The sequence below is a fragment of the Orenia sp. genome, assembly GCF_055140805.1.
The window spans coordinates 1-10,304 of the sequence record NZ_JBSQYM010000108.1 but is presented as its reverse complement, the minus strand read 5'-3'; the positions used below and the strand labels follow the sequence as shown (position 1 = coordinate 10,304).

Here is a 10,304-nt window from a genome sequence, read left to right as displayed (position 1 = left end):
TAAATTGATAATTTTATATCTAAAATGAAGTACCGTTTACTTTTCCAAACCATAAAAGATAAGATCAAAACTTTAATGCTAAACTTAAAAAAATAATTATTCAACAACCTATTATTTTAAAAAGTGATTTTACATATAATTCAATTAAGCTTAGATGGTTGGAAAATTAAATAAGAACAGGATTTTAGACTACAGGTCTCGAAAGAGTTTTAAGTTAACTGCTTGAAAATAATTAAAATTATAGAGAGAATGAGGTGATGAGATGGATAAATCTTATGTAGTAGGTGTTGATTTAGGTGGTACCAAGATTTTAACTGCGCTAGCAGACTTAGAGGGAAATATTATAGCTAAATGTAAAGTACCTACAGAGGCTAAGCAGGGTAAGGATAGAATCTTTGCTAACATCAAAAAAACTATTTATAATGTTTTAGAAGAAGCAGAGGTTGAAATGAAAGCAGTTAAAGGAATTGGGTTAGGTAGTCCAGGTCCTTTAGATGTCAAAACAGGAGTAATTGTCAATCCTCCTAATTTAGATTTAGAGAATGTAGATGTCTTAGCAGAGTTATCAGAATTTAAAGTACCAGTATTCTTAGAGAATGATGCCAATGCTGCTACTTTAGCAGAGAAGTGGTTTGGAGCAGGAAAAGATGTTAGTGATTTGATTTATATAACTATCAGTACTGGTATTGGTGCTGGAGTAATAATTGATAATAAGATCGTTCATGGAGTAAGTAGTGGAGCAGGTGAAGTAGGGCATACTACTTTAGACCCCCATAGTAATCTGCAATGTGGTTGTGGGAATTATGGTTGTTTTGAGGTCTTAGCTTCTGGTACTGCCTTAGGTAGAATGGGGCAAGAGGCTGTAAAATCAGGTAAAGATACTTTAATTGCTCAATTGGTAGATGATCTAGCAGAGGTTAATGGTGCCACTGTGGCAGAGGCTGCTTACAAGGGGGATCAGCTAGCCCAAGAGATAATCGATGAGATAGCAAACTATTTAGGGATAGGGCTAGCCAATCTAATTAATAACTTCAACCCTGAAAAGATCATTATTGGTGGTGGAGTTATTGCTTCTTGGGATTTATTTGAGGCTAAGGTCAAAGAGACTGTTCAAGCTAGAGCTTTAGATTTCTTAGCAGAAGCTACAACGATTACTACTGCTCAGTTAGGTAGTGATGTAGGAGTTAAGGGGGCAGTGGCTACTGCTTTAGTGAATCTAGGTTTATTATAACAATATAGAAAGGATGATAAAATAATGTATCCATTAAAGTTTGAACCTATTTATAAGGAAAAGATCTGGGGAGGGAGAGCCTTAGAAGAGAAATTCTCTAAGCAGTTACCTAAAGGATCAATCGGAGAGAGTTGGGAGATAGCAGCCCATGAGAATGGTACAAGTGTAATTTGTAATGGTAACTTAGCAGGAAAGAGTTTAATGGTAGCAATCAGAGAAGAGAGAGAAAAGATTCTAGGGGTTGAAGCAAAAGAGGATTATTATGAAAAATTTCCTTTACTTATCAAAATCCTAGATGCCAATGATAAGCTATCAGTACAGGTGCATCCAGATGATGAGTATGCTTTTGAACATGAAAATGGAGAGCTAGGGAAAACAGAGATGTGGTATGTGATTGATGCCCAAGAAGATGCTAAATTGGTCTATGGGGTCAAGCCTGAAGTAGATAAGGATGAGTTTGCTGCTTCTATTAAAGAGGGAAGATTAGAAGAGAACTTAATTGAGATAAATGTAGAGGCTGGAGATGTTCTTTATATGCCATCAGGAACTGTCCATGCCATTGAAGAAGGTATTTTAATTGCTGAGATTCAGCAGAACTCAGATACTACTTATCGTGTTTATGACTGGAATCGAATGGGGCAAGATGGCAAGCCTCGTGATTTACATATTGAGTCTGCCTTAGATGTAATTGAATTTGGCGCAGAAGCCGAAGAGAAGGTAGTTGGCTTAGAGATAAAAGAGGATGGTTATACCAGAACTATTTTAGTAGCCTGCCCTTACTTTACTACAGAAACTCTGGAGATAAGTGAGAAGTATAGTGCTGATACTAACAATGAACGTTTTTATGTATTGATGGGATTAGAAGGTAAGGCAAAGCTTTCTTACGAGGGCGGAGAGTTGGAACTAAAAGCAGGAGAAACTCTCTTACTACCAGCAGCCCTTGGTGAATATGAGCTTGTAGGAGAGTGTAAGTTGATTAAATCTTATATTAGAGATTTAGCTGAATTAAAAGCAGAACTAGAGGAGTTAGGTTACTCTCAAGAAGAGATTAAGCAGATTAAAGGTCTTTAAATATTGCTATTGATAATAGTTAAAATATACAATAAACGGAGGTATTTATAATGGATTACCAAAATAAATATCAAGCATGGTTAAATAATGATTATTTCGATCGAGAGACTAAAGAAGAGTTAGAAAAAATTAGTGGAAATGAAAAAGATATTGAAGATAGATTTTATACCAGTTTAGACTTTGGAACTGGTGGATTAAGGGGAGTTATTGGTGCTGGAACCAATAGAATTAATAAATATGTAGTTAGAAAAGCTACTCAAGGATTAGCCAATTATATTGCTAAAAATGGTGATAAAGCTAAGGGAGTTGTGATTTCTCATGATTCTAGATATAAATCTAGAGAATTTGCTATAGAAGCTGCATTGGTATTAGCAGCTAATGAGATTAAGGCTTATTTATTTGATGATTTACGTCCAACTCCAGAATTATCCTTTGCCCTTAGAGAATTAGGTGCTACTGCTGGTATAATGCTGACAGCAAGTCATAATCCGCCAGAATATAATGGTTACAAGGTCTATTGGGAAGATGGAGGTCAGATTGTTCCACCTCATGATAAAGGTATTATTGCTGAAGTCAATGCTATTGAGAACTTTGAAGAGGTAAAGATTATTTCGGAAGAAGTAGCTAGAGAAGAAGGATTATTTGAGATTATTGACCCTAAGATGGATGATAAGTATATCAAAACTTTAAAGGATTTATCTTTAAATCCTGAAGTAATCAAAGAAGTGGCTGATGATTTTCATCTTGTTTATACTCCATTACATGGGACTGGTAATATTCCTGTACAGAGAATCTTAAAGGAATTAGGTTTTAAGAATTTACATGTGGTCAAAGAACAAGAAGCACCAGACCCAGAATTTCCTACAGTAGCTTATCCTAATCCAGAGGAGCCTAATGTTTTTGAGATGGGGATTGAATTAGCTGATCAAACAGATGCCCAATTGGTTATGGCTAATGATCCAGATGCAGATAGGGTAGGTATTGCTGTCAAGGATACTGCTGATAATTGGGTCTTTTTAAATGGTAATGAAGTTGGAATATTATTAACTGAATACATAGTTAAGTCTTTAGATGAGGTCTCTGATAATGCTGTGGTTATCAAAACTGTGGTAACAACTGAGATGATTAATCCTATTGCTAAAAAATATAACCTTGATGTAATGAATACCTTGACAGGATTCAAATATATTGGTGAGAAGATTAGAGAATTTGAAGAAGGAAAGTATGATAGAGAATATTTATTTGGTTTTGAGGAAAGTTATGGTTATTTATATGGGACTCATGCTCGCGATAAAGATGCTATAGTAGCAACAATGTTAATTGCTGAGATGGCAGCTTATTATCAAGCTCAAGGTAGTTCCCTTTATCAAGAGTTGATGAGAATGTATGAGGAGTATGGCTATTATAAAGCAGATCTAGAAGCAATTAAGATGCCAGGAAAAGCAGGAAAGCAAAAGATTGCTTCTTTATTAAAATCTTTGCGTGAAGATAGTCCAGCAGAAATCAATGGACAGAAGGTAGTAGTTATCAAGGATTATTTGGTCAGTAAAGAATATGATATAACTATTGGAGAAGAGAAAACTATCGATTTGCCAGAATCTAATGTATTACAATTTTTATTAGAAGATGATAGCTTAGTAACAGTTAGACCATCTGGGACAGAACCGAAAATTAAATTCTACTTCTCCGTTGTAGGAGATAGCAATGTAGCTGCTGATGAGAAATTGGCTAATTTAAAGGAAGCTGTAATGGAGTTAATTAAATAATAAAATACTAATGGCGGGCAATTAGCTCGCCTTTTTTAATAAGTGATGAGTAAAGAACAGACTTTTTACTCATTTAAATATATGTTTTTTTAGAGAATGCGATATTTCTCACATCTGATCCTAATTCCAATGTCATAAAGCTATGATGTTATTAATTTACAGATGTTAAAATATTGGTTTCCCCTCGCTTGAGATGAAGAGAGGGGTGATGTATGAGCTTTTGAACTTAACTGTCCACTGTCCACCGTACACTGTCAACTGATACGAAAGTGTCCAATATACCACTAATATTTCATTTCAAATTCACACGCCTACAGAATTGAGGGAGTTATTTGTAAAGAGTTTCCGTATTAAAGCGGAAGGTATTATGGCTTTTGAAGCCTAGAAAAACAAGGGTTTATGTAGTATAATAAGATTAAGCTTAAAGAAGATAGTTAACTAATTTCCTCATTAGTAGGGTTTTTCCGGAAATAATAGTGGAAAACTACAACAAATAATAAGGTGATAAAGATGCTAGCATTACCAAATGAAAGAAGTACTAAGATATTGTCAATTTTATTAGATCAAGAAGAGGCAATTACTATCAAAGACTTAGCAGAGGAGTTTGAAGTATCTGCTAGGACAATTAGAAGTGATCTAAAGAAGCTAGAAGATGTCTTAAATAATGATGAAATTAAGTTGATTAAGAAACCTAGAGTGGGAGTTTGGTTGGAGGTTAAGCCTGAATATAAGAATGAATTAAAGAATGAACTCTTTAGTTCTGAAGGTTATAGAGCCCCTTTTTCTTCAGAAACTAGACAGAAGTATATTCTAAAATGCTTATTGCAGTCTGAAAATAAGTATACAATGAAAAGTTTAGGTGAAGAGTTATATGTTAGTAGAACTACTATTTATAATGATTTAGAAGATGTGGAAAAATGGCTGAATAAATATGATTTGATTTTAGAGAGAAAGCAGAATTATGGAGTTGAAGTTAAAGGGGAAGAGAAGAATTGGAGAAGAGCAGTAGCTGATCTATTGGCTCAATTTAAAGATAATCAAGAATTAAAAGCGATGCTAGAAGATGTAACTGACCCAACAATAATAGATAGTAGAATAGATAATAAAACTTATCAACAATTACGAGAACTTTTTAAAGATATTAATTTTAGAAAAATTGAGAATATTTTAGAGCAGATAGAAAGAGAGTCAGACTTTGTATTTACTGATGAAGCTTTTGTAGGATTAGTTATTCATATTGCTATTAGCTTAAAGAGGTTAATTAGAGGAAAAGATATTAAAATGGAAAGAGAACAGTTAAATTCTTTAAAAGAGACAGAAGAGTTTGAAATTGCCAAAATAATAGCTAAGAGTTTAGAAGAAGAGTTGGATGTGCAGATACCAGAAGCGGAATTAGGCTATATCTCTCTCCATATTTTAGGCTCCAAAGTACAACAGAACATTATCAGTAAGGATATAAATGATGTTTTAGAAAATACAGACCAGAAGGTAATTGAAATTGCTAAGGATATTATTTATATGGCAGGTGATGTGTTGGGAGTTAATTTAAGCGAGGATGAGCAGTTATTATTAGGATTGGTTTTACACTTAAGACCTGCTATTAATCGCTTAAAATATGGAATGAGCCTTAGAAATCCAATTTTAGATGAAATCAAGAATAATTATCCTAGTATCTTTGGGGCTGCTTGGGCTACTAGTATAGTTTTTGAGAAGCATTTAGGGATTAAAGTCAATGAAGAAGAGATTGGTTATATAGCATTACACTTAGGTGCTGCTTTAGAAAGAAACAACAATAAGATTAAAGTGATTGTTGTATGTAGTAGTGGAATTGGTACTTCTCAGTTGGTAGCAACTAGATTAAGAAAGCGGTTAGCTGGGATAGAGATAGTTGATTTAATATCGGTACATGAATTAAAAAATAGAGAATTGGAAGGTGTAGATATAATTGTTAGTACCATTCCGATAAATGATATTTCTAAACCTGTAGTACAAGTTAGTGCTTTGTTGACAGAAGATGATATTAAGTTGATTAAAAGTAAAATTAATTATTTAGTCAAAGATAAAGAGAATCAAAAGTTAAAATTAGAATCGGTATCTGATGAGATTAAAGAGTTGTTTGATGATGAGCTGATCTATATAAATTTAGATTTGGATTCAAAAGAGGAGCTTATTAAAAGATTGAGCACTGAGCTTTTAAATAAAGAATTAGTTGAAGAAGGCTTTGTAGTTTCAGCATTAGAGAGGGAAAAGATAACATCTACTGCTGTAGGAAATGAGGTAGCTATTCCCCATGGTAGAGAAAGTTATGTTTTAAACTCTAAGATAGCAGTAGCTACTTTAGCCAAGCCAGTAAAATGGGGAAATGAGCCAGTAAGTATTATTCTCTTACTAGCTTTAGAAAAAGAAAAATCTAAGAATTTTTTCAGATATTTTCATAGAATTCTCGACAATAAGCAAGTATTAGAAGCAATTAAAAGAGCTAATACAAAAGAAGATATAAAAAATTTATTATTTAAGAGGTGATGGAGATGGGTTCTTTAATAAATGAAGATTTAATTGTCCTTGATATGGAAGGTGAAGATAGAGATAGTATAATCAAATCATTAGGTGAATTGATTGATAGAAATGGTAATTTAAATTCAGTAGCTGAGTACCTGCAAACTGTATTTGAGAGAGAGGAGAAGTCAAGTACAGGGGTTGGATATGGAATTGCTATCCCTCATGGGAAATCTGAGGGAGTTGATAAGCCGGCAATAGCTTTTGCAAGGCTTAAAGAAGCAGTAGAATGGGAGTCTTTTGATGATAAACCAGTAAAATTGGTCTTCTTATTGGCAGTTCCAGCTAAGAGTGAATCAAATGAGCATTTAAAGATTTTATCAACTTTATCTAGAAATTTATTAAATGAAGAGTTTAAGGACAATTTAATATCTGCTGAAAATACAGAGGATATTAATGATATCTTATCTAAAATGTTTTCAACAATAAATAATTAAAAGGAGTGGTATAAATGAAGATTTTAGCAGTTACAGCATGTCCTACAGGAGTGGCACATACTTATTTGGCAGCAGAATCATTAGAGAAGAGTGCTAAGAAAAAAGGAGTAGAGATTAAAGTAGAGACTCAAGGCTCAATTGGAATTGAAAACCAGATTACTGAAGAGGATGTAAAAGAGGCTGTAGCAGTAATCATAGCAGCAGATGTTAATATATCTAACCCAGAAAGATTTAAAAGTATGCCAAAGTTAAAACTTGATGTCCAAAAAGCAATTAAGCATGCTGATCAAATTATTGATAAGATAATTGAAAAGTTTGGGGAATAGAATTTTGAGGATTTTGTAATATAATGCCTAGTCTTTTAAGGAATAAGTAACATAGTAATTATGAGATCCTCTATATAATTCTTGACATAGGCTATTGAATAAATTGGATAATATTTAATAAGGTTATAAGGTTAAATTAATTTGATTTATTCAATAGTCTAAATATAAATTAAATAGGGGTGTAAGTTTATGAAAAAGACATTTTCAGATTTAAAAAAGCATCTTTTGACAGGAACAAGTCATATGATTCCATTTATTGTGGCTGGTGGAGTACTTTTATCATTAGCAGTAATGCTCAGTGGAAAAGGTGCTGTACCTGATAGTGGAATATTAAAAGATATATCTGATATGGGGATTGCAGGATTAACTCTTTTTACAGTTATACTTGGTGGTTATATTGCTTACTCTATAGCTGATCGACCTGGGTTAGCTCCTGCAATGATTGGTACGTGGATAGCGGTTAATAATTATAAGACGGGATTTATAGGAGCAATTATTGTAGGGTTTTTAGCTGGTTATGTAGTTAATATGCTTAAAAAAATTAAATTACCATCTAACATGAGATCACTTTCAACTATCTTTATCTTTCCTTTATTTGGAACCTTTATAGTGTGTGGGGTTGTAATGTGGGTAATAGGAACTCCTATTGCAGCCATGATGAACTTCTTAAATACTTGGCTTAATTCAATGCAAGATAGTGGGAAAGTACTGCTGGGAACTATTTTAGGTGGAATGACAGCCTTTGATATGGGAGGACCTATTAATAAAGTAGCAACTTTATTTGCTCAAACACAAGTTGGAGAGCATCCATGGCTGATGGGAGGAGTTGGAGTAGCCATTTGTACACCACCAATTGGAATGGGATTAGCGACATTCTTAGCTCCAAAAAAATACTCTTCTGAAGAACAAGAAGCAGGAAAAGCAGCATTACTAATGGGCATGATTGGTATTACTGAAGGAGCAATTCCTTTTGCAGCAGCAGATCCTTTAAGAGTTCTACCTTCAATTGTAGTAGGTGGAATTATAGGGAATGTAATTGCTTTTTTAATGGGAGTTTTAAATCATGCACCATGGGGTGGATGGATAGTTTTACCTGTAGTAGAAGGTAAGATTTTCTATGTAATAGCCACTTTGGCAGGTTCTTTTGCTACAGCAATTGTAGTTAATCTACTCAAAAAAGAGAAGGTAGAAGATGATAAAGAGGATTTAGTTGAAGATGATGTAGAAGATTTAGAGCTAGATTTAGAATTTGATATGAGTTAGTGGTCTAATTTGTTCTGTTTAAAGTTCTAGAATATTTAAAATCTAAACTTGCCAAAAACATAATCTTTATAAAAATTAAGTACTAAATCTAATAAAAGGGGTGTAACCATGAAAAAAACATTGAATCAAATTAGACAACATTTGATGACTGGTGTATCTCATATGATTCCTTTTGTCGTTGCAGGTGGAGTATTAATTGCCTTTTCAATTATGTTAAGTGGTGTAAAGGCTGGCTCAGGAGCAGATGTAACTAATCCAATTTTAGAGAATTTATTAAATTTAGGTGTAGCAGGATTTACAATGATGGTTCCAGTTTTGGCCGGTTATATAGCTTATTCAATTGCTGATCGACCTGGTTTAGCTCCAGGTATGATTGGAGGTTATTTAGCTGGACAGATAGGAGCAGGATTTTTAGGTGGTATTATTGCTGGTATTATTGCTGGTTTTATAGCAAATTGGATTAAAGGTTGGTCTGTACCTGATATTTTAAGACCTATTATGCCTATCTTTGTTATTCCTCTATTATCTACAATTATTGTTGGAAGTTTATTGCAATATGTAGTAGGTGTACCGATTAGTAACTTTATGGCTGGATTGACAGGTTGGTTACAAGCTATGAGTGATGGTAGTCAAATAGTATTTGGAATTATTTTAGGGGCAATGATTGCTTTTGATATGGGTGGACCGATTAATAAGACAGCCTTCTTGTTTGGTGCTGGATTAATTGAGCAAGGAGTTTACACAGTTATGGGTCCAATTGCTGTTGCAATCTGTATCCCACCATTAGCAATGGCATTAGCAACAACTTTAGCACCAAATAAGTATACATCCCAAGAACGCCAAGCTGGTAAAGGTGCCTTTTTTATGGGGTTAATAGGAATTACTGAAGGAGCTATACCTTTTGCTGCGGCAGATCCAATTAGGGTTATTCCTTCTATTGTAACTGGTTCTGCTATAGGTGGAGCAATTGCTGCTGTGAGTGGAGTAGGCGATCATGCCCCTCATGGAGGTCCAATAGTTTTACCAGTAGTTGATAATAGATTAATGTTTATTGTGGCTGTTGTAGTAGGAGTATTAGTAAGTGCTTTGATGGTAAATATGTTGAAAAAAGAGGTTACAGAAGAGGTATCAGAGATAGAAGTAGAGGAAGATGAGTTGGATTTAGAGTTTGATTTAGATTAATAATAAGAATTTTTATAAGATAATAAGTAGTTATAGCAGAGAAACTCTTTTATTACCAGCATCCCTTGGTGAATATGAGCTTATAGGAGAGTGCAAATTGATTAAATCTTATATTAGAGATTTAGCTAAATTCAAAGCAGAATTAAAGGAATTGGGTTACTCTCAAGAAGAGATTAAGCAAATTAAAGGTCTTTAATTTAACTAAAAAATTAATAGAAGAGTTGATTAAATACCTAGCCCAGAGGTTAGTACTAACCTCTGGGCTAGGTATTTTTATTTAAGAGATTAAAAAGAGAGAAAGTTTCTTAAACAATTGCGGAAATATAATTAAATTAATGCATCAAAATATTATTTATGTTATAATTTTAATTATAAATCATACGCGTTAACTTAAGCCGAATTTTGACAATTAGTCAATGGAATAGTATATTCCATCAATCTGTCTAAAGTTGTTTTTCGCTTACGTTTCTCA

General features: G+C 33.6%; 7 protein-coding genes and 1 pseudogene. All 8 read left to right on the top strand.

The features are described from left to right. The first annotated feature begins 262 nt into the window (after positions 1–262). The 8 genes and pseudogenes from ACTCDL_RS10930 (at position 263) to ACTCDL_RS10895 (ending at position 9,832) form a co-directional block, all read left to right on the top strand. On the top strand, positions 263–1,231 hold the full coding sequence (locus ACTCDL_RS10930; protein WP_463176517.1) for an ROK family protein: 969 nt from the start codon (positions 263–265) through the stop codon (positions 1,229–1,231). Between the two features lie 24 nt (positions 1,232–1,255). Then, a complete protein-coding gene (locus ACTCDL_RS10925; protein WP_463176516.1) occupies positions 1,256–2,302 on the top strand; it encodes a type I phosphomannose isomerase catalytic subunit in 1,047 nt (348 codons plus the stop codon). 50 nt (positions 2,303–2,352) lie between these two features. Beyond that, complete coding sequence (locus ACTCDL_RS10920; RefSeq protein ID WP_463176515.1) at positions 2,353–4,068, top strand: phospho-sugar mutase; 1,716 nt, start codon at positions 2,353–2,355, stop codon at positions 4,066–4,068. Positions 4,069–4,578: 510 nt separating this feature from the next. Continuing rightward, positions 4,579–6,591: a BglG family transcription antiterminator gene (locus tag ACTCDL_RS10915; protein WP_463176514.1), complete on the top strand. Its 2,013-nt coding sequence runs from the start codon at positions 4,579–4,581 to the stop codon at positions 6,589–6,591. Positions 6,592–6,596: 5 nt separating this feature from the next. Then, positions 6,597–7,061, top strand: a complete 465-nt coding sequence (locus ACTCDL_RS10910; protein ID WP_463176512.1) for a PTS sugar transporter subunit IIA — start codon at positions 6,597–6,599, stop codon at positions 7,059–7,061. Between the two features lie 14 nt (positions 7,062–7,075). Further along, a complete protein-coding gene (locus tag ACTCDL_RS10905; RefSeq protein WP_463176511.1) occupies positions 7,076–7,387 on the top strand; it encodes a PTS fructose transporter subunit IIB in 312 nt (103 codons plus the stop codon). A gap of 213 nt (positions 7,388–7,600) precedes the next feature. After that, positions 7,601–8,579: pseudogene (locus ACTCDL_RS10900) on the top strand (PTS fructose transporter subunit EIIC); the annotation flags it as partial. Positions 8,580–8,758: 179 nt separating this feature from the next. Then, positions 8,759–9,832, top strand: coding sequence for a PTS fructose transporter subunit EIIC (locus ACTCDL_RS10895; RefSeq protein WP_463176510.1), 1,074 nt, complete (start codon positions 8,759–8,761; stop codon positions 9,830–9,832). Positions 9,833–10,304 lie beyond the last annotated feature (472 nt).

Bases quoted from the DNA above. Each gene is read 5' to 3' on its own strand.
- ACTCDL_RS10930 (WP_463176517.1), top strand. From the start codon at position 263: ATGGATAAATCTTATGTAGTAGGTGTTGATTTAGGTGGTACCAAGATT.
- ACTCDL_RS10925 (WP_463176516.1), top strand. From the start codon at position 1,256: ATGTATCCATTAAAGTTTGAACCTATTTATAAGGAAAAGATCTGGGGA.
- ACTCDL_RS10920 (WP_463176515.1), top strand. From the start codon at position 2,353: ATGGATTACCAAAATAAATATCAAGCATGGTTAAATAATGATTATTTC.
- ACTCDL_RS10915 (WP_463176514.1), top strand. From the start codon at position 4,579: ATGCTAGCATTACCAAATGAAAGAAGTACTAAGATATTGTCAATTTTA.
- ACTCDL_RS10910 (WP_463176512.1), top strand. From the start codon at position 6,597: ATGGGTTCTTTAATAAATGAAGATTTAATTGTCCTTGATATGGAAGGT.
- ACTCDL_RS10905 (WP_463176511.1), top strand. From the start codon at position 7,076: ATGAAGATTTTAGCAGTTACAGCATGTCCTACAGGAGTGGCACATACT.
- ACTCDL_RS10895 (WP_463176510.1), top strand. From the start codon at position 8,759: ATGAAAAAAACATTGAATCAAATTAGACAACATTTGATGACTGGTGTA.